We start from the raw sequence: 19,442 nt of genomic DNA, 5'->3' as shown, positions 1-19,442 counted from the left end.
AATTTATAATGCTAAATTTACACAGAATATTATTAAATTTAATAAATCATTTTCAATGAGTATACCTGTTTTAAAAATAGGCAATAGAGGAGCCAAAGGCCATATGGCAGAAAACACTTTAGAGTCTATTAAAAAGGCATTGGCGTTAGGTGTTGATGGTATTGATATAGATGTCCATAGATGTGCTTCTGGACAATTGGTGGTCTTTCATGATTTTACTTTAGATAGAATGACGAATGGTACTGGTGAAGTTTCAAAACATACGCTCAAAGAATTAAAACGAGTTGTGGTTAAAGGATATTGCCAAATTCCAACCTTGTCCGAGGTTTTAGCTTTTGTAGATAACAAATGTTTGTTAAATATTGAATTAAAAGGACAAGATACTGCAAAGGAGGCGAGTAGATTAATACAGTTTTTTATCGATAAAAAGGGTTGGGAGTATAATAAAATCATGGTTTCAAGTTTTCAAAAAGATTTATTAGAAACTGTGCACAAAATAAACGATAAAATACCTTTAGCAGTTCTAACCGAGAGGAATATAGATACTGCTGTTAATTTTGCTAAAACTATAAAAGCTGTTGCTATACATGTCGACTACACCATGTTGACCCTAGAGATTGTTGAGGAACTAAAAAAAGATTATAAAGTATTCGCCTATACAGTAAATAACTTAAACCCTATAGAACGCATAAAATCTTATGGCGTAGATGGGATGATTTCCGATTTCCCCGATAGGTTATGATTCATAAAGACGTTATAATTATTGGCGGAGGTGCTGCAGGCTTTTTTGCCGCGATAAATATAACTGAGCAAAACCCGAGTTTAAAAGTCGCCTTATTAGAACGCGGAAAAGATGGACTTGCCAAAGTAAAAGTTTCTGGAGGTGGGCGCTGTAATGTCACGCATGCAGAATTTATTCCTCAAGAATTAGTGCAAAATTATCCACGGGGAGAAAAAGAATTATTAGGACCTTTTCATCAATTCATGACGGGCGATACCATTGGATGGTTTGAAAAACGAGGTGTTGAACTTAAGATTGAAGAAGACGGGAGAATATTTCCGGTAACTAATTCTTCACAAACGATTATCAATTGTTTTTTAAATGAAGCTGAAAAGCATCATGTAGATGTATTGTATAGTCATGCAGTGAAGTCTATTTCAAAAGAAAATGAAGTATTTCATCTAGAAACCTCTCAAGGTGATTTTTCTTCTAAAAAAGTTTTGATAGCAACAGGTAGCAATCCTAAAATCTGGAAACTTTTAGAAGATTTAAGACATACAATTTCACAACCCGTCCCTTCATTATTCACATTCAATATTAAAGATGAGCGCATACAAGATATTCCAGGAGTTGTAGCACAACATGTTGAAGTAAAAATTTTGGAAACCGATTTATGGAGTGAAGGACCTTTACTAATTACCCATTGGGGCGTGAGTGCACCATCAATTTTAAAGTTATCTGCTTTTGGAGCTTTAGAATTAGCTAAAAGAGATTACAAATTTCAGATTGAAATAAATTTCATTAAAAAGTCTTTTGAAGAGTGTTTGGGAATTTTAAAAACCTTGAAGCAGGACTTAGCAAAAAAAACAGTTTTCAAATCAACACAATTTGAACTTCCAAAACGTCTATGGCATAAATTGGTTTTAGCCTCCAATATGGATGAAGAAACACGATGGGCAGATTTAAATAAAGCGCAATTAGAAACTTTAGCAAGTCAACTTACTGAAGCTATTTTTAATGTGGATGGAAAAAGCACGTTTAAAGAAGAATTTGTCACAGCAGGAGGCGTAAATCTTAAAGAAGTCAATTTTAAAACGTTCGAAAGTAAACGAATCAAGAATCTATATTTTGCCGGTGAAGTTATAAATGTAGATGCTGTTACTGGTGGGTTTAACTTTCAAAATGCTTGGACAGGCGCCTATATTGCTGCTTTAAATATTTCTAAATAAATGCAAATCTATATTCAAAGTAGAAATGTAGTTTTTCAATCTTCCGAGGGAAATAAAGAAAAACTGGAATTAAAAACTCATGATACTATTAATGAGTATTTCGGGTTTGAAGTGCCAGTTTTAGTAAATACTCCTGAAGGGTTACAGCGAATTTTTGATAAGTGTCCGTTTTCTGAAGAAAAGAAAGTCAATTGCTATTTTACCATGCTATATACTGTTCCAGATAAGAATTTGGTTGAAGGTGTTTCTCAAATTTCTTACCCCAATGAGGAGTTTATTATAACTGAATAATGCAATTATTATTTTTGTTCTGTAGGTTATGGTAACGCTAAATTCAACAGTAATCTTTTGAACGAAAATTAAAAACGACAGCAACTGCAAGAAATTATAGAACTATAGTAAAGTTGATTGCAATGTCATCTGTAAATTAAAAAGACCACCAGATATTTACTATTTTAGCCAAAAGTTAATTGACTAATATTTAAAGACTCTTTTAGATAGTCTTTGTTAGCAGAACATTGCCATGACAGAAAAACATTTTATTCCAACACCCTATACTAATTCACTTGAAAACGGAAGTTTTTCGTGGTCTTCACCAAGTAACATTGCTTTAGTTAAATATTGGGGAAAAAAGGAACATCAAATTCCAGAAAACCCATCCATTAGTTTTACACTAGATAATTGTAAAACCACTACCAATTTGACTTTTTTGAGAAAAGCGAGCCATGGTGGTTTTTCATTTGAAGTGTTTTTAGATGGCGAACAAAAAGATGATTTCAAACCGAAAATTGAAACTTTTTTTAAGCGAGTTGAAGACTATTTGCCCTTTCTGAAAGATTATCATTTTAAGATTGAAACGTCTAATACCTTTCCGCACAGTTCTGGTATTGCATCTTCAGCATCAGGAATGAGTGCTTTGGCATTGTGCTTAATGAGTATTGAAAAACTTATTATAGAATCTGATGTCACTTTGAGCGCCGCCGAAAGATCAATTGATGAAACTTACTTCACGAAAAAAGCGTCATTTTTAGCGCGATTAGGTTCTGGAAGTGCTTGTAGAAGTCTAGAAGGCGATTTAGTGGTTTGGGGAAAACATGATGGGATTGAGGGAAGTTCAGATTTATTCGGCGTAAAATATCCCAATGATGTTCATCAAAATTTCAAAAACTATCAAGACACTATTTTGTTAGTTGATAAAGGAGAAAAGCAAGTAAGCAGTACTGTTGGTCATAATTTAATGTATGGGCATCCATTTGCTCAAGAACGATTTAAACAGGCGGATAAAAACCTTTCTGATATGATTTCAATATTGAAAGAAGGCGATTTAGATGCGTTTATTGCTCTTGTTGAAAGCGAAGCATTAACACTTCATGCAATGATGATGACTAGTATGCCGTATTTTATTTTAATGAAACCAAACACGCTAGAAATTATCAATAAAATTTGGGATTACCGCAAGTCTTCGGGTTCTAAAATTTGTTTTACGCTGGATGCTGGAGCTAATGTACATGTGTTATATCCTGAAGGTGAGGCTTCTCAAGTGTTAGAATTCATTCAAAATGAATTAGTTGCATTTTGTCAGAAAGGTCAGTATATTAACGATAAAATTGGTTTTGGGGCAAAACTGTTGTAATTTTGTTTAACCAAATCACAAGTTGCATATGAAAGGACCTTTATTTTATTCAAAAATATTGCTCTTCGGAGAGTATGGAATCATAAAAGATTCTAAAGGTTTATCTATCCCTTACAATTTCTATAATGGTGCTTTAAAGAAAGATGAAAATCCGTCTGAAGAGGCTATAAAATCTAATGAGAGCTTAAAGCGATTTGCTTCTCATATTCAAGGTATAAGTAATGATATAGCTCGATTTGATCATGAACGATTACTAGAAGATGTTAATTCAGGAATGTATTTTGATTCTTCTATTCCACAAGGGTATGGTGTAGGTAGCAGCGGTGCTTTAGTTGCTGCTATTTATGATAAGTATGCTTTTGATAAAATTACGGTTCTAGAAAATTTAACTAGAGAGAAATTATTAACGCTAAAAACGGTTTTTTCTGCAATGGAATCTTTTTTTCATGGAAAATCTTCTGGCCTAGATCCTTTAAATAGTTATTTGAGTATTCCAATTCTTATCAATTCTAAAGATAATATTGAAGCTACAGGTATTCCCGCGCAACAAAGCGAAGGAAAAGGGGCTGTATTTTTATTAGATAGTGGTATCATTGGCGAAACTGCTCCAATGGTAAGCTTGTTTATGGAAAAGATGAAACAAGAAGGTTTTCGTAGTATGCTTAAAAATCAGTTTATAAAACATACTGATGCATGTGTTGACGATTTCTTAAATGGCGATATAAAATCATTATTTAGTAACACTAAACAATTGTCTAAAGTGGTGCTGAATCATTTCAAGCCCATGATTCCCATGCAATTTCATGAACTTTGGGAAAAAGGTATTGAAACCAATGAGTATTACTTAAAACTTTGTGGTTCTGGTGGTGGTGGCTATATTTTGGGTTTTACTGAAGATATTCAAAAAGCAAAACAATCATTGTCTGATTATAAATTAGAAGTCGTTTACAACTTCTAAACTTCATATACTGTCATCCAGAATTGTCATCCTGAGCACAGTCGAAGGATTATTTCAGGATCTTATTAATTTTTTACTGATGTTATCAAGAAGACAGAAACATATTATACTTAAATTTTTTAGTCTGTTTTCTGTGGTGAGAGGCTATAATATTCTTGTTGTTGTAATAGCTCAATATCTTACTTCAATTTATATTTTAGCACATAACAAAACTGTAAAAGAGATCGTTTTCGATTTAAATTTACTCATGCTAGTACTAGCATCAGCTTCAGCCATCGCAGGAGGCTATATTATTAATAGTTTTTACGACTCCGAAAAAGATTTAATAAATCGTCCTATTAAGTCTACATTAGATAGATTGGTGAGTCAAAATACTAAGCTTTCGTTTTATTTTATACTTAATTTTATAGCTGTAATCATGGCAAGTTATGTGTCATTTAAGGCGGTAGCATTCTTTTCTATCTACATTTTTGGTATTTGGTTTTATTCGCATAAGCTAAAACGAATGCCATTTATTGGTAACTTAACATCAGCAATTTTATCGATAACACCTTTTTTTGCCATTTTCTTATATTATAAAAATTTTGAAACGGTAATTTTTGTGCATGCCGTTTTCTTGTTTATAATGATTGCCATGCGAGAATTGACTAAAGATTTAGAAAATATAAAAGGAGACATCGCGCAAAATTATGTGACAATTCCAGTAGCTTATGGAGAAAAAACATCGAAAGTCATGTTAACCGTTTTGGCTGCTCTAACTTTAATTCCGACGTATTTATTGTTGTTTTATTTTGAAGTGGGATATATGTATTTCTTCTTCTATTTAAGCTTGTTGTTACTAGTTGTATTCCTATTCTTGTTATGGATGTCAAAAACCAAAATCCACTATTTAATATTGCATAACATTTTAAAATTTATCATTCTAGCAGGCGTATTTAGTATTCTTTTAATAGATGTAAGCGTTATTTTAAATCGTATATAAATAATTTGCGCTTTTATTCATGGACTTCTTTTTGGATTATTGAATTCGTGAACATAAATGTTTCGTTATACCTCCCTGCCGGCAGGTCTTTTTCTTATACCTCAAAAAGGGATGCCACTGCAATCCCTAAGGCAGAAGTAACAAAACGGTAATCTAAAATAGTATATCATAATTTTAAATCTATCTTTGCACAAAATTATAAGTAATGAACAGACAACAAGGGGGTAAGGGAAAAGGAAAGCCATCAGAACGTGGTGCTGAAAGTAAACGTTTTAGAAGCAATGCTAAAGGAAATACGCCAGTTAAAAAAACAAAAGCACCATCGCAATCTTCAAATAATTCAGGTGAAATAAGATTGAATAAATACATAGCTAATTCTGGTATTTGCTCACGTCGTGAGGCAGATGCCCATATTGCAATTGGTTTGGTAACTGTTAATGGTAAAGTGATTACTGAAATGGGTTACAAAGTGAAGTTAGAAGATGAGGTGCGTTATGATGGTGCACGTATTAATCCAGAGCAAAAGGCTTATGTGTTACTTAATAAACCAAAGGGTTTTGCTACGACTACAAGCGAAGGTAAAGGAAGAACAGTTATGGATTTAGTGGCTAATGCTACATCCTCTCGTATTAAACCAATTGGGCGTTTAGGCCGAAACTCAAAAGGACTGTTGTTGTTTACTAATGACGATGCTATAAGTAGTAAATTCACAAATTCTAAGCATGGTGTAGCACGTTTATTTCATTTAGAATTAGATAAAAACTTAAAGTTGGAAGATTTAAAAATGATTCAAGGTGGCTTTAAGATTGAAGGAAAACTTGTTGAGGTTGAAGAGATTAGCTATATAGATGGTGCTAGCAAAAAAGAAATAGGCTTGAAAATCAAGAATACAGGAAACACTATTATCCGTTCTATTTTTGAGTATTTTAAATACGAAATTATTAATTTGGATTGTGTTGCTATTGGGCATTTAACCAAGAAAGATATCCCTCGCGGTAGTTGGAAACACTTAACAGAGCAGGAATTGAATACCTTGAAGATGCTTTAATTAGAGTTTTAAAATTATATCATATTTCTTGTTTTTTAAAATGGCAAACAGCTAATTTTTAAATTCTCCAATATGCCACAAAACCCCAGATGGGTCGTGGATAAAATATTCATTACCCCAATCGTTATATTGGATTTATGATATTTTAACTTTTTTATATTTAGTGATGAGATTAAGCTTGTTAATATCATCTAAATGTTGCTCAACATTCTGTACCTCTAAAAAAATCATAGAATTATCAACCCATCTTTTCACGTAAGCATCTTGTAAATAAAAGCCGAATTCGCCGCATTTAAAATAAGACATTTTATAAGGGATTTTAATTTCTTCAAATCCGAAGTCTAAATAAAACTGTCTTGAAAGATTATAGTTTTTTGCACCAATAAATGTTCTGATAGATTTTATGTTGTGATTCATTTTTAGTGATTTTATAACGTAGAAGATAACGAAAATTTCTTGTTTTGTAGAGTTTTTTGCCTTAACGACCGCAATGAAAAGCTTATAGCTAAGCACAAGTGAAAACCTACAACCTTTCGACTTTTCTCAAGATAAACTTCTAGTCTGACATTCATGGTAACGCTATAAATAACTCAAAGTAACTTTATATTCAATAGTATTTATTTCTTGTTGAGATAATATACAGTTAAGTCTATACTCCTTATTTTATTTTTTTTTAGAAGCAACTAGCACTTCAAAATTTATCTAAAAAATAATGTAATTTTATGTTGCGCTTTTAATTTTTATGTATCTTTCTTATAAGTAAACAAATCAAATACCCAACCATGAAAAATAGGAATGATAATTTAAAACGTGTCATTGTAGATTTTAAAAAGTTGACTCCAGAAATTTTAGCCTTATTAGTTGAAAGGTACCCTGATGGTTATGATGATGACCAAATTATATCTTTTAGAAACCAACATAATGATTTGATTGAGGCTGTTGAAGTCACTACTGAAGATACTATGTATTTAGTAAAAGTGAGCTCTAAATTGTCTCTAACCATGGAAAATTATGATGAAGATGATTATGATGATTTTGATAACGATGATCCAGAAGCTGTTCAAGATCCTGATATAGGTTATAAAGACAAAGAAGACAACGATTAAAATAGTTTAGTATTATGGGAACTGCCGCTTTTAAGTCTTACAAAAACGGTTATTATAATTTTTGGTGTGAAAATGGCGATGAGCTGTCCTTTGATGGAGTGCATCATTGTGTTTTAAACAATACGACTTAACAAATGACAAAAGTTTAATTGATAAGGATTTCAGAATTATGTTTGTTGAAGATGATAATTCTATCTGCAGAGTAAAGAGTCTTAAACCCCTTTAATAAATAAGTATGAGAACATCATTTCATGTGTCGTTACCGTGTAAAAGTATAAAATCGACCAAAAGTTTTTATATCGATAACATTGGCGCTACTCTAGGTAGAAACACCCAAGGTTGGGCAGATATTAATCTGTTTGGAAATCAATTAACATTTATAAAAGCAAAAAAATTCAATTTTAATAATCCGAATTATGTCTTTGAGGGTAAAATATTACCTTCTTTTCATTTTGGTATCGTATTGGAAGAAAATGTTTGGGAAGAGATTTATTCTAAGCTCAGAAATAAAAAGTTGAATTTAGTTGAGGAAAACAAATTTCTGAAAGATAAATCTGGAGAACATAACTCATTCTTTATAAAAGATCCAAACGATTATATGTTGGAATTTAAATGTTTTAAGAACCCAGAAAACATATTTAGGTGATATTTGTTTGCACAAGCTTAGCCAGTTTTTTTAATTGAATTTATTTCTATTCATACGGACCTAGTTTAAATCATTTCCGAATAGAATTTTAGTTAAATTTTAAATTCATTTAAATGAATAAAATAAATAATTGTTTACGCCACTTATTATGGTCTTCAATATTCTAGTTATAGCTTTGTTGTAAAAGACAGAAATGGTAAAGAGTAAGTCTTAGCGTTTCAAAAAATTTATGATTTGGTATTGGCTTCTTTCGATTTAAACGCTGAAACTTTTGTAGGCATGATGTTTAAAATCACATTTAATCAAGATGACGATGAATCGCGAACTATCACGAAACTAGAAAAGTTGTAATTCTTGGTATGTAGATCTCTTGTAATGCGTGGAGTGAAAGTATAATTCAATATCTTATAAAATAATAGTTTAGGCTTCCAATTTGGGAGCCTTTTTTATAAATACTTCCCAAATAAAAACACCATAAACAACAGCGTACTCTAAAGTAATAAGCCACAGGTTTTCAGATTTGTCAGCTTTATTAAGGTTTACATAAGCCAAATAACTGAGTATAATAACAAAGCTCCAAACCAATGGAAATTTATATTTAGTAAATACCGATAATATTAAAAGCGTAGCCAAGTACCAGGGGTGTACCGTAGTGGTTGTAAAATAGTAAAAGGACAATACTAGTAACATTGCTGTAATAAGGGCAATAGGAGTTCTATTTCTTCTAAAAAAAGTGATAATTAATACAAAGAGAATAACAAGTATGGGTGTTACGGTTCCAATAATGGCAATTTCGTTGTAGCCTCTAAATAGGAATCCAATTTCTCTCGCTATATAGTAGATACTGCCATTAAACTCGAAATTTTGAAACCAAAGTGCCACTGTTTTTGAGTAGTTGTGTATAAATTCTGAGGAATAAAAAGGCACAAAAAGTAGGAGCGTGGTCATGATTATTATGGCGTAAAATACAATCAATCTTGTAAAGTTGAGTACAGTCGAAGTCTCTTTATTCTTGTCATTACGCTTCATAAACCATTGAAAAAATAAAGGCAAAAAGATTAAAGGAATCAGTTTAACTGAAATAGATAGGGCCAAAACTAATGCAGCGAATTGCCATTTGCCAATGTAAAGCAAATACAAACTCCACACTAAAAAGAAAATCATAACACCTTCAAAGTGAAGATTTCCTGTAAGTTCTATAATGATGAACGGATTTAATATATACCAGAAAATATTATAAATAGGAATATTTAGTTTTTCTAAAAGAGCTTTCCCAAAGTGAAGGGTTCCAAAGTCGGCAGCAATAATGAGTAATCGCATGACGAACACCGAACCTAAAATACTTTTGCCAGCAAATAGTGCAGCAATAGTAAAGCAGAGTTGATTGATTGGAGGGTAATTAGTAAAATGGCTAGCATTTAAGGCACCCATACCTGCGCGCAATGCTTGGGCTTCTGCCACGGGGAAATTACCTTGGCTTATAAAAGATTCTACAGTAAATAAATAGGGGTTTATACCTTCTAAAATCATTCGACCATCCCAAATAAAACGGTAGAAATCCTGTGAGAGATTCGGTATAGCCAATATAAAAACGGCTCGAAACCCAAAAGCTAAATAAGTTAAAAATTGGGTATTACTTTTAAAATGCTGTACTAATTTATAGAACAAAACGAACAGTGCGCTGTAAAGAATGATGAGTTTTGTATAATCTGTTCTCACTAAATCATAAGCAAACGTCCCATAGAATAGGAAGCTTAATAATACCAATAGTAATGGTATTTTATTAAGTTTTAAAAACGTTGGGTTTAAAAGCATTTGGTAAATATAATATTATTTGACTATCGTTTAAAAACAAGAAGTTCTGATTTTATTGGTCGTTAAAACGAAACATGCATTTCGCGTTAGCGATTGCAGCGGCATCCTTTTTTGTGCTGAACAGTAAGTTTGATTTTAATCACATTTTAAGAATATATAAAATAGTGAAGAGATACTGAAACAAGTTCAGCACAAAAAATATATAGCGGAAAGCGCGACCCTTGGGTAACGCCCAAAAATTTTAAACTTTAGATGCTATAGATTTAAAAAAGACATAGCCAAAGCCTATAAACAACATGAGGTGAAAGGGAAAGAGTCCGAAATCACCACCTTGATTGCCTACAATAAAGGCGCTGTACATTCCAAAACCGAAATAAAGCATAAGTACCCCCTCAAAAATAACATGAATGGATATGGTGCGTTTCATGTATTTGTTATTTTTCCAGTTGTCTTTATACTTACTTATATTGAATTTTGGTGTACGTACAAATTCTGATTTTTTACCCCAATGTCCTTCTAAAACAGCAATGGAATTATGCAATGAAAAGCCCATGGCTATTGAGAAAAAGACAAAGAACATTCCTATGTATTTTATAAAGTTTTTAAAACCACTACCATAGATGTTTTTGTACATAAACCAGTAGCATATAAAAAAGATAATGGTACTCATTACGAAGAAGCTCATAACGTAAAAGTAAGGGCGTAAATGCGCATATTCGTTTTTTATATAGAGCATAGGGATGCTTAAAACTCCAACGATAAGCACGTTTAAAAACATGGTGCTGTTTAATAAATGCAGTAAGCCGTGTACTTTGGTTTTAGCCGTTATGTTTTTGCTTTTTATAACGCGCCCCATCATTTTACGAAAGTTTTCTGCACCTCCTTTATTCCATCTGAATTGTTGCGAACGCGCAGCGCTTATAACAATAGGGAGCTCCGCAGGAGTTTCTACATCTTCTAAATATTTAAATTTCCAATTTTTAAGTTGAGCGCGGTAGCTTAGGTCTAGGTCTTCGGTAAGGGTGTCGCCTTCCCAATTCCCGGCATCGATAATACAGGTTTTACGCCATAAACCAGCGGTGCCATTAAAATTTATAAAATGCCCTTTACTGTTTCTGCCTACTTGCTCTAGTGTAAAATGCGCATCTAGTGCAAAGGCTTGAATTCTTGTAAGTATAGAATAGTTACGGTTAATATGCCCCCAACGGGTTTGTACTACGCCAATGGCTTCGTCTTTAAAATATGGGACGGTATGTTTTAACCAGTCTTTTTGAGGTAGAAAATCAGAATCAAAAATAGCAATGATGCTACCTTTTGCTGTTTCTAATCCTTCTTTTAGTGCGCCGGCTTTAAAGCCTTTACGGTCTGTTCTGGTTATATGTTTTATGTCTAAGCCAGTGGCTTGAAGTTTTTGTACGTGTTTAAGAGTGGTTTCAACAGTTTCATCAGTTGAATCATCTAAAACTTGAATTTCTAATTTATCTTTTGGATAGTCAATTTTAGCAATATTGTCCAACAAGCGTTCCATAACATACATCTCATTATACACTGGAAGTTGTATGGTGATATATGGAATTTCGTCTGGATTTGATAAATCGAATTTAGGAGAATCGTCTTTTACTTTCTTAGACGACAGGTAATTAAATAACAGGTTTAGTTGCGCCAATGAATACATGAATATGAGCAAAAGCGATATAGTATATAGGACTATAACTAGTGTTTCTAAAATCATTTTTTAAAACTGTATTTAAAAATCCAACCTAAGATTTTTATGCCTGCAAATATAGCACCTTTTACTGTACCTGACACCTTTGAAACACCAATTCTGTTTCTATAATTTACTGGCACTTCGGTATATGTCAGTTTTTGCTTAAGCGCCTTGAGTTGCATTTCTACGGTCCAGCCATAAGTTTTATCTTCCATATTAAGTGATAGTAGCTTTTCATATTTAATGGCTCTAAAAGGACCTAAGTCTGTGAAATTAGCACGAAATAATAAAGTCATTAAAGTTGTGGCTAGCCAATTACCAAAAATTTGCGGCACCGTCATAGATCCTTTTTCTCTGAGTTGCTTTACTCGAGCACCTATTACAAAATCTATATTGTCATTAATTATGGGCGCCACTATTTTGGTTAGTTCCTCTGGGTAATCACTATAATCCCCATCAAGAAAGACTATAATATCGGGTTTTTCATTTTGATTAGCAATGTGTTGCATGCCCGTTAGACACGCATAACCATAACCTTTATTGGTTTCTTTTAAAACGGTAGCACCTGCTTTTTTTGCATTAGCTTCGGTATCATCGGTTGAAGTATTACTAACCACAATAACCTCGTCAACTGTATCTGGAATGTCGTTAATAACATGAGCTATAGAATCTGCCTCGTTATAAGCTGGAATGATGACTTTTATTTTGGTCATTTAAGATCACTAAATTTATTTTCCTTGTTAAAGGATACAAAGGTAATCCATTTTTTTACTTGCTTTATATCTTGAAGCCGCTATTGATTTCTCATTTCTATAAATGACGCAATATCCGTTTCCGTCATAGAACTTCCAAAACTTTATTTTTTGGTTGTTTTGGTGTCAAGCCTTTGTATACCGTGTTGTGATTTTCATTGTAAGGTCTTCATAAGGTATTTTCAGCGTTAACCTTAAGGCAAGATATAATAGTACACCAAATGGCGATATTGAGTGTTTTAATTTTTATTCACCAAGTCCATTAAGTCAACATCATTTCCTAATAATATTTCGGTAGGATTGATACGGCCTATTTCTGGACCATTTTCTAATTTTAAAACACCACGAGGACAAACCGCCGAACACACCCCGCAACCAACACAGCTCGAACGTACAATATTTTCGCCTTTTTGAGCATAAGCTCTTACGTCGATACCTTGCTCACAATAGGTAGAACAATTTCCGCATGAAATACATTGACCACCATTTGTAGTAATTCTAAATCTAGATTTAAAACGTTGTACAAATCCTAAATAAGCCGCCAGTGGACAACCAAAACGACACCATACACGGTTACCAAAAATAGGGTAGAACCCTGTACCAATTACTCCAGCAAAAATAGAACCAATCACTAGGCTGTAAATATTTTGTACGGTTGATGTTTTAATGCCTAAAACCGTTCCTGTTTCACTAAAGAAACTATATAAGGTCATAGCAGTCATTGTTAAAACAAAGAGTAAAACCGTATGGATTAAATAGCGTTCTACTTTCCAGGCGAATAACGATTTGTCTGAATGTTGTCTGTAAGGATCACCAAGTGTTTCTGCTAACCCACCACAACCGCAAACCCAAGAGCAATACCAACGTTTACCAAAGAAATAGACCATTATTGGTACAATAACTAAGGTTAAAACAATGCCCCAAACCATAATAAAAATGCCTATACCACCATTGTTTATAAGGTCTTTTAAATTCCATTGGAAAAAGAAATCGTAATCTAAAGGAAAGGCATTTTTAAAATCGTAGTAAGGCATTTGAAGTCTTACCATAATTTCGGGAATAATAAACGCAAACACAATTTGAAAGAATAAAACTGATGTAGTTCTAAATACTTGATAAATGTTATGACGATATTTTATATACATTCGTACTGCCATTACTGTCATTACTACACAATACATAAAGCCGTAAACAAACCAATGTCCTGCAGGGTTGCCGCTTAAGGCTTCACTAATTGGATCGACTAAAAGCGTCCAATTGGTTGCGTATTCTGAGGCAAAATAAAGGACCAAATAGAATGAAACTAAAAAGATAAAAACCATCCAACCGATCCAACCTCGATTTGTAGAGCTTTCATGATAAATACCGTCGTTTTTTATACCCTTTTTACCCAGTAAAATTACGTTTGGTAATATGAACATTAAAGCACCAATTATTCCTAATCCAAAAGTTAATAGCCACATTAATCCTTTATTAGTAGCAATAAATCCGTTAGCTGATTTTTTGCCAATTAAAGCTGCCATGTCACTAGACTTGGTGTAGATTTTTTTATTCCATTCCTTATTTTTTATATGTGTTTCATTGGCATTATCTAAAGCTTTAGAGATTTTAGGAGATATGGCTTGCATACCTTTAAAGTCTTGACCAACAATATTTGATTTTATATCATTTATAAAAACGTCACTTTTAATATTCTTTTCCTTGATGATGTTATTAAACGAAGCTTCGTTTAAGTGGAACGTTCCTAAAACGGGTAAAGCGGAGAAAATGGCTAGTCCTATTAAGAAAATAACTAATCCTATGTGTTTAATTGCATTCATGTGCTTGTGTAATTTGATTGAATTGAAAATGTTAAAATTAGGCTTTACTAAAAATACGTTTCCAACTCTTTTTTCTTGGTGCAAGATTGGTGTTAAATGTGTTGTTGTATTGTGTTAGAATTTCATTCTCATAAGCTTTATAAAATTCTGGATCAAAATTGGCATCTTTTAGATAGCTCATCACATAATTCATATCGCGATTTTCAGTCAGCCACTTGTCGAAAATTTCATGACGCATGCGAATTCCAAACGTGTTTATTCCTAAAAACATATTGGTGTCTTTGCGGTAAGAAACTGTAATACAGATGTTTTCTTTATGATGTTTCCAATGGAAATGTGCTTCATTTTCTCGTGGTTTTGCAAACACCCAACCATAAGTTTGATATTCTATATCTAAAAATTTAGCAGAGTTAAACCAATGTCCAGGCTTGTATTGAGTTTTATTTCCACAAATGGTTTGGGCTAAAGTTTCACCCATCATACGCCCTGTGTACCAAACAGCTTCAATCGGTCTGCGGTTCCCAATAGGTTCATGTTGTTCTGCACAATCGCCAATAGCATAGACATCGGGAATATTAGTTTCTAAGTAACGATTTACTTTTACGCCTCTTCCTATTTCAATCTCTGAATCTTTTATAAAATCAATGTTCGGTGAAACACCAGCGGTTAAACCAACGACATTACATGGGATTTCTTCGCCCGTTTCTTCAATAATTATGGATTTTACGTTGCCGTTGTCATCCGATTTTATTTCTTTTAGGTTTGTAGAAAGGCGTAAATCGATATGATGATTTTTAATGTGTTTGTTAATCATTTGGCTTTCACCTTCAGGTAAAACTCCATTCCAAAAACTATCTTCTCTTACTAAAAATGTAACAGGGATATTTCGAGAATTAAGCATTTCAGCAAGTTCAATACCAATTAAACCACCACCAACAATCACAGCTCTTTTGCATACTTTATTATTTGGTGTATGCTTTTCAAGGTTATCTAAATCTTGTTTGTGGTACATGCCCATTACTCCTTCTAAATCTTGTCCTGGCCAGCCAAATTTATTAGGTTTACTGCCAGTTGCAATAATAAGTTTGTCATATTTAAGCGAATCACCCTTAACAAAATGAAGTGTTTTTGAATTTGTGTCTATACTTTTAACATACCCTTTTTTAAGGTCTATTCGATTTTTATCCCAGAACCAATTTTCATAAGGTTGTGTGTGTTCAAATTTCATGTGCCCCATATATATGTACATAAGGGCAGTACGGGAGAAAAAATATTCGGTTTCCGCAGAAACAATAGTGATTTTCTTATCAGAAAGCTTTCTAATATGTCTAGCAGTGGTTACTCCCGAAATTCCATTTCCTATAATAACGATATGTTCTTGCATAAATTTTGGATGTTATGTGGTATTAGGTCGAAGTTAAAGATAAGAACTTAATTATGTGTATATAATTTAGAACAAGTTTAAATTGATTACTTTTTGTAAGGATTTAAAATAAAACAAAACTTTTGATTTCTATGTGATTACCTGATGTTTTGTTCGATCTAATGGTAGTTTCCTTGCAAGACTTAATAAAATAGTAATCACGAATAAATGAAGAAACAAAGTACAATACTACTATTAGTTTTAGGTTTTGACGGAAAGCATGAATTAAGTTAAAAATTGCACTTAGAAATACTTTATAGTAGTTTTGTAAGGGTTGGAAATTCAGGTGAAGGGACAATCTTTAACATAGGATTAAGAGCGTTGTTTTAATGAATAATAGTAAATTAGGGTCTTAAACACGATTTATGAAGCTATTTAAACTTTTGATTTTAATATCAATTTTAAGTTTGCAGTCCTGTAAAACTCGGTCTAGTAAAATTAATGGTGTGAGTTTTGTTGCTTCAAGAGATGCTGTAAATGAGAGTCATATTAATCCGGTTGTAAAGGTCAATGCAAATTATGCAGCCATTATGCCATTTGGGTTTATAAAAAACTTAGAGCACCCAGAGATCATCCACAATACAGACCGACAGTGGTTTGGTGAAACTAAGGCTGGGGCTGAACAATACATTGACGAGCTTAGAAAGAAGAAAATCAAAATTATGATTAAACCTCAAATTTGGGTTTGGCGTGGTGAGTTTACAGGATTTATAGAGATGACAAATGAAGCTGATTGGAAAATTTTAGAAGACTCCTATTCAAAATTTATTTTAGAATATGCCGAATTAGCCCATACTGTTAAAGCAGAACTATTTTGCATAGGTACAGAATTAGAAAAATTTATAGAAAACAGACCCGAGTATTGGTTTGCTTTAATCAAAAAAATAAGAACGAAGTACAAAGGGGAATTAACCTATGCCGCCAATTGGGATGAGTTTAAGCGCACACCTTTTTGGACCGATTTAGATTATATAGGTGTAGATGCTTATTTTCCGGTAAGTGACAGTAAAACGCCAACAGTTGAAGAATCTTTGGAAGGTTGGAAAATTCATAAGCCGGTGATTTACAAAATGTTTCAAAAACATGATAAACCTGTTTTATTTACGGAGTATGGGTATAGAAGTGTTGATTATTCAGGAAAAACACCTTGGATAAGTGATAGAAGCATGAATCAAGTAAATCTTGAGGCTCAAACGAATACAACACAAGCCTTGTTTGAAACCTTTTGGGAAGAAGATTGGTTTGCAGGTGGATTTATCTGGAAATGGTTTCATAAACACGATAAAGTAGGAGGTAAGGAAAACTTTATGTTTACACCTCAAAACAAACCGGCTGAAGCGTTATTGCGTAAACAGTATAAAATTACTAATGAATAAAATAAAGTATAGAACTCTATAATTTGCTTTGCTATTGTACCGTTATTAGGATAATAATGTTGCAACCCAAATAATTTATATTTTTTTCACTTAGTTTCTTTATGCTTAATAGTTTAAAGTAAACGCTTTAAAATTCGGATGGCAATTTTGCCTCGATTCGCTACAAGTACTTTTTTGATTTTCACGGTGATACTTTTTAGTGGCTTAATATGTTTCATCTAAAAGCACCTAACATTTAATTATTATTAAAGGTTTTTATTCAATTAGTTAATTCTATCGTTAAAATAATAAATATTAGTTGCATGTTTCTTTTTTAGCAAAATCTATTAGTTTTACAAAAAAACAAATTAAGTATGCGCGTTTTAGCAATAGGAGACATCCATGGTGGATTAAAAGCTTTGATTCAAGTTTTAAATAAAATAGAAGTTAAAGAAGAAGACACTTTAATTTTTGTTGGAGATTATGTGGATGGCTGGAGTGACTCTGCTCAAGTGATTCAGTTTTTAATGGAACTTTCTGAAAATATAAATTGTGTTTTTATTAAAGGAAATCATGATGTTTGGTGTGAAGAATGGCTAAGAGGCGCCGATGTCAATCCTACTTGGTATATGCATGGCGGAAAGGAAACTATGGAAAGCTATGAAGGTTTTTCTAAAGTCGATAAAAAACAACATTTAGAATTTTTTAAAAATATGCCATTGTATTTTGTAGATGATGAAAATAGATTGTTTCTTCATGCAGGATTTACATCAATGCATGGTGTTACTAAAGAGGTTTTCGAAACTACATTCTATTTTGATAGAACGCTATGGGAAATGGCCTTGACTATGGATAAACGTATTGAAAAAGATTCGGCAATTTATCCTAATAGACTGAAACACTACAAAGAAATCTATATTGGACATACTCCGACCATTAACTTTAATTATGATGTGCCAATGCAGGCTATAAATGTTTGGAATATAGATACTGGAGCGGCATTTACAGGGAAATTATCAGGCGTTGATGTAAATACTAAGGAAGTCTTTCAAAGTGATAATTTACCAGCTTTATATCCAGATGAGAAGGGAAGGAATAAGTAAAATTTAGCTAATTTTCTTTTTATAATAATCATATAAGGCATCAGAATCTGCCCCAAACCATTTTTTCACATAAATAGACCAATAGAAATATTGGAGTTTCCATACACCATGTTTTCTGTACATTCTAGCAGAAGATTTAAGTTTTTTGTTAATCACTACAAACTGTTTTCTGGCATACAATTCATTTATTAAAATGTTGTCCTCGTAAATAATGTAGTTTTCATCAAAACCATCAATATCCTTAAAAAGCATTCTAGTTATAAACTGACTTTGATCTCCACCGCGGCAAGCTCGCCATCTAAATTTGGTAAGCCAACTTGCTAAACGTAACCACCAATGTTTGCTTTCAAACTGCATTCTAAAACAACCCGCTTGATTTCCTTTTTCAACTTCTTTGATGATTAGAGTATCAAAACATTTGGGAGGAAGAGAATCTGCGTGTAAAAAATAAAGGATGTCTCCTGTTGCAGATTTAACTCCTAAATTCATTTGTTTAGCACGCCCTTTTTCTGAATCTAAAATGTTGATAGGAGTCTTTGATGCTTCAGTAGAAACCGATTTATTCCCTAAATTTTTATTGTCTATATAGCTAAAGACTTCTTTGTTGTCAATGCGTGTGAAATTGGAAAATGCTTTAACAATATTTATAGTGTTATCAGAACTACCGCCATCAACAACTATAATTTCAGAAATGTTTTTAGCAGAAGAATTGACGAGTAAATGTTTTAATAATTTACCTATACAAGTCTCCTCATTTAAAACAGGAATGATAATTGAAATTTGATGATTCATCCTATAATTATTCATTCAAAGTCCAATCATAATCTTTGAAATTTTTTTTAGCTTTTTCTGAAATTTTCAAATCTGAATATAGATTTAAAAAACCTATTAAACCCCCGTTTTGATTAAAATCTTTAGAAAACCATTGAAAAATTTTAGATAATTCTATGTTGTTTTCTGATATACTATTTCGTTTAGAATCACTTAAAAATGATTTAGTAGCATTGCTAAGTTGTGTATATAAATTTGCGGGCTCAAAGGCTTTATTTTGTAATTTTGGACATGAAAATGAAGCACAAACAATAGCAAAATGAATTCTAGGTTCATTCATTTTTCTCAGAATTTGGTGCTCTATTTCGTTTA

19 protein-coding genes are annotated in these 19,442 nt (G+C 32.5%); 11 read left to right on the top strand and 8 right to left on the bottom strand.

The features are described 5' to 3' along the window. Positions 1-55: 55 nt before the first annotated feature. From QZ260_RS02645 to QZ260_RS02615, 7 genes are all read left to right on the top strand, one after another. Positions 56-742: a glycerophosphodiester phosphodiesterase family protein gene (locus QZ260_RS02645; protein WP_295982417.1), complete on the top strand. Its 687-nt coding sequence runs from the start codon at positions 56-58 to the stop codon at positions 740-742. Further along, positions 739-1,950: an NAD(P)/FAD-dependent oxidoreductase gene (locus QZ260_RS02640; RefSeq protein ID WP_295982416.1), complete on the top strand. Its 1,212-nt coding sequence runs from the start codon at positions 739-741 to the stop codon at positions 1,948-1,950. Before QZ260_RS02645 ends, QZ260_RS02640 begins: the two co-directional genes overlap by 4 nt. Beyond that, entirely contained in the window at positions 1,951-2,241 is a 291-nt protein-coding gene (locus QZ260_RS02635) for a DUF1697 domain-containing protein (RefSeq protein ID WP_295982414.1), read from the top strand. It abuts the gene before it with no gap. A 232-nt stretch (positions 2,242-2,473) separates the two neighbouring features. After that, positions 2,474-3,583: a diphosphomevalonate decarboxylase gene (locus tag QZ260_RS02630; RefSeq protein WP_295982411.1), complete on the top strand. Its 1,110-nt coding sequence runs from the start codon at positions 2,474-2,476 to the stop codon at positions 3,581-3,583. Positions 3,584-3,611: 28 nt separating this feature from the next. Then, positions 3,612-4,541 carry a mevalonate kinase gene (locus tag QZ260_RS02625; protein WP_295982410.1) on the top strand — a complete coding sequence of 310 codons (930 nt, stop codon included), beginning with the start codon at positions 3,612-3,614 and terminating at the stop codon, positions 4,539-4,541. A gap of 79 nt (positions 4,542-4,620) precedes the next feature. Beyond that, complete coding sequence (locus QZ260_RS02620; RefSeq protein ID WP_295982408.1) at positions 4,621-5,523, top strand: geranylgeranylglycerol-phosphate geranylgeranyltransferase; 903 nt, start codon at positions 4,621-4,623, stop codon at positions 5,521-5,523. A 205-nt stretch (positions 5,524-5,728) separates the two neighbouring features. Then, entirely contained in the window at positions 5,729-6,571 is an 843-nt protein-coding gene (locus QZ260_RS02615; RefSeq protein ID WP_295982405.1) for a pseudouridine synthase, read from the top strand. Between the two features lie 135 nt (positions 6,572-6,706). On the opposite strand, the gene QZ260_RS02610 is transcribed toward QZ260_RS02615, so the two are convergent. Continuing rightward, on the bottom strand, positions 6,707-6,988 hold the full coding sequence (locus tag QZ260_RS02610; protein ID WP_365969060.1) for a glyoxalase: 282 nt from the start codon (positions 6,986-6,988) through the stop codon (positions 6,707-6,709). A 365-nt stretch (positions 6,989-7,353) separates the two neighbouring features. Here QZ260_RS02610 and QZ260_RS02605 point away from each other — a divergent pair, with 365 nt between their 5' ends. Further along, positions 7,354-7,677 (top strand): hypothetical protein, encoded by a 324-nt coding sequence (locus QZ260_RS02605; protein ID WP_295982402.1) that lies wholly within the window; start codon positions 7,354-7,356, stop codon positions 7,675-7,677. A 235-nt stretch (positions 7,678-7,912) separates the two neighbouring features. Continuing rightward, positions 7,913-8,323 carry a bleomycin resistance protein gene (locus tag QZ260_RS02600; RefSeq protein WP_295982399.1) on the top strand — a complete coding sequence of 137 codons (411 nt, stop codon included), beginning with the start codon at positions 7,913-7,915 and terminating at the stop codon, positions 8,321-8,323. 420 nt (positions 8,324-8,743) lie between these two features. Here the strand turns inward: QZ260_RS02600 and QZ260_RS02595 are convergent, their stop codons facing one another. From QZ260_RS02595 to QZ260_RS02575, 5 genes are all read right to left on the bottom strand, one after another. Further along, positions 8,744-10,138, bottom strand: coding sequence for a mannosyltransferase (locus QZ260_RS02595; protein WP_295982397.1), 1,395 nt, complete (start codon positions 10,136-10,138; stop codon positions 8,744-8,746). Positions 10,139-10,379: 241 nt separating this feature from the next. Further along, on the bottom strand, positions 10,380-11,870 hold the full coding sequence (locus QZ260_RS02590) for a cellulose synthase family protein (RefSeq protein WP_295982395.1): 1,491 nt from the start codon (positions 11,868-11,870) through the stop codon (positions 10,380-10,382). Continuing rightward, on the bottom strand, positions 11,867-12,559 hold the full coding sequence (locus tag QZ260_RS02585; protein ID WP_295982392.1) for a glycosyltransferase family 2 protein: 693 nt from the start codon (positions 12,557-12,559) through the stop codon (positions 11,867-11,869). Before QZ260_RS02585 ends, QZ260_RS02590 begins: the two co-directional genes overlap by 4 nt. A 278-nt stretch (positions 12,560-12,837) precedes the next feature. Further along, positions 12,838-14,418, bottom strand: coding sequence for a 4Fe-4S binding protein (locus tag QZ260_RS02580; protein WP_295982391.1), 1,581 nt, complete (start codon positions 14,416-14,418; stop codon positions 12,838-12,840). A 37-nt stretch (positions 14,419-14,455) separates the two neighbouring features. Continuing rightward, on the bottom strand, positions 14,456-15,802 hold the full coding sequence (locus QZ260_RS02575; protein WP_295982388.1) for an FAD/NAD(P)-binding oxidoreductase: 1,347 nt from the start codon (positions 15,800-15,802) through the stop codon (positions 14,456-14,458). Positions 15,803-16,206: 404 nt separating this feature from the next. Here QZ260_RS02575 and QZ260_RS02570 point away from each other — a divergent pair, with 404 nt between their 5' ends. Together QZ260_RS02570 and QZ260_RS02565 are read left to right on the top strand one after the other, a co-directional pair. Continuing rightward, on the top strand, positions 16,207-17,217 hold the full coding sequence (locus tag QZ260_RS02570; protein WP_295982387.1) for a glycoside hydrolase: 1,011 nt from the start codon (positions 16,207-16,209) through the stop codon (positions 17,215-17,217). Positions 17,218-17,570: 353 nt separating this feature from the next. Beyond that, complete coding sequence (locus QZ260_RS02565) at positions 17,571-18,299, top strand: metallophosphoesterase family protein (protein ID WP_295982386.1); 729 nt, start codon at positions 17,571-17,573, stop codon at positions 18,297-18,299. 3 nt (positions 18,300-18,302) lie between these two features. Here the strand turns inward: QZ260_RS02565 and QZ260_RS02560 are convergent, their stop codons facing one another. Together QZ260_RS02560 and QZ260_RS02555 are read right to left on the bottom strand one after the other, a co-directional pair. Next, complete coding sequence (locus QZ260_RS02560) at positions 18,303-19,091, bottom strand: TIGR04283 family arsenosugar biosynthesis glycosyltransferase (RefSeq protein ID WP_295982384.1); 789 nt, start codon at positions 19,089-19,091, stop codon at positions 18,303-18,305. A 7-nt stretch (positions 19,092-19,098) separates the two neighbouring features. Further along, the coding region (locus tag QZ260_RS02555) for a DUF547 domain-containing protein (protein ID WP_295982382.1) at positions 19,099-19,442 on the bottom strand (344 nt) is incomplete at its 5' end.

It is taken from the genome of uncultured Algibacter sp. (genome assembly GCF_905480415.1).
GTDB lineage: Bacteria > Bacteroidota > Bacteroidia > Flavobacteriales > Flavobacteriaceae > Algibacter_B.
Note: the sequence above shows the minus strand (reverse complement) of the source record. Positions and strands in the feature narration are given on the sequence as shown.

Coding starts and splice junctions, on each gene's coding strand:
- QZ260_RS02645 (WP_295982417.1), top strand. CDS start 56: ATGAGTATACCTGTTTTAAAAATAGGCAATAGAGGAGCCAAAGGCCAT.
- QZ260_RS02640 (WP_295982416.1), top strand. CDS start 739: ATGATTCATAAAGACGTTATAATTATTGGCGGAGGTGCTGCAGGCTTT.
- QZ260_RS02635 (WP_295982414.1), top strand. CDS start 1,951: ATGCAAATCTATATTCAAAGTAGAAATGTAGTTTTTCAATCTTCCGAG.
- QZ260_RS02630 (WP_295982411.1), top strand. CDS start 2,474: ATGACAGAAAAACATTTTATTCCAACACCCTATACTAATTCACTTGAA.
- QZ260_RS02625 (WP_295982410.1), top strand. CDS start 3,612: ATGAAAGGACCTTTATTTTATTCAAAAATATTGCTCTTCGGAGAGTAT.
- QZ260_RS02620 (WP_295982408.1), top strand. CDS start 4,621: ATGTTATCAAGAAGACAGAAACATATTATACTTAAATTTTTTAGTCTG.
- QZ260_RS02615 (WP_295982405.1), top strand. CDS start 5,729: ATGAACAGACAACAAGGGGGTAAGGGAAAAGGAAAGCCATCAGAACGT.
- QZ260_RS02610 (WP_365969060.1), bottom strand. CDS start 6,988: ATGAATCACAACATAAAATCTATCAGAACATTTATTGGTGCAAAAAAC.
- QZ260_RS02605 (WP_295982402.1), top strand. CDS start 7,354: ATGAAAAATAGGAATGATAATTTAAAACGTGTCATTGTAGATTTTAAA.
- QZ260_RS02600 (WP_295982399.1), top strand. CDS start 7,913: ATGAGAACATCATTTCATGTGTCGTTACCGTGTAAAAGTATAAAATCG.
- QZ260_RS02595 (WP_295982397.1), bottom strand. CDS start 10,138: ATGCTTTTAAACCCAACGTTTTTAAAACTTAATAAAATACCATTACTA.
- QZ260_RS02590 (WP_295982395.1), bottom strand. CDS start 11,870: ATGATTTTAGAAACACTAGTTATAGTCCTATATACTATATCGCTTTTG.
- QZ260_RS02585 (WP_295982392.1), bottom strand. CDS start 12,559: ATGACCAAAATAAAAGTCATCATTCCAGCTTATAACGAGGCAGATTCT.
- QZ260_RS02580 (WP_295982391.1), bottom strand. CDS start 14,418: ATGAATGCAATTAAACACATAGGATTAGTTATTTTCTTAATAGGACTA.
- QZ260_RS02575 (WP_295982388.1), bottom strand. CDS start 15,802: ATGCAAGAACATATCGTTATTATAGGAAATGGAATTTCGGGAGTAACC.
- QZ260_RS02570 (WP_295982387.1), top strand. CDS start 16,207: ATGAAGCTATTTAAACTTTTGATTTTAATATCAATTTTAAGTTTGCAG.
- QZ260_RS02565 (WP_295982386.1), top strand. CDS start 17,571: ATGCGCGTTTTAGCAATAGGAGACATCCATGGTGGATTAAAAGCTTTG.
- QZ260_RS02560 (WP_295982384.1), bottom strand. CDS start 19,091: ATGAATCATCAAATTTCAATTATCATTCCTGTTTTAAATGAGGAGACT.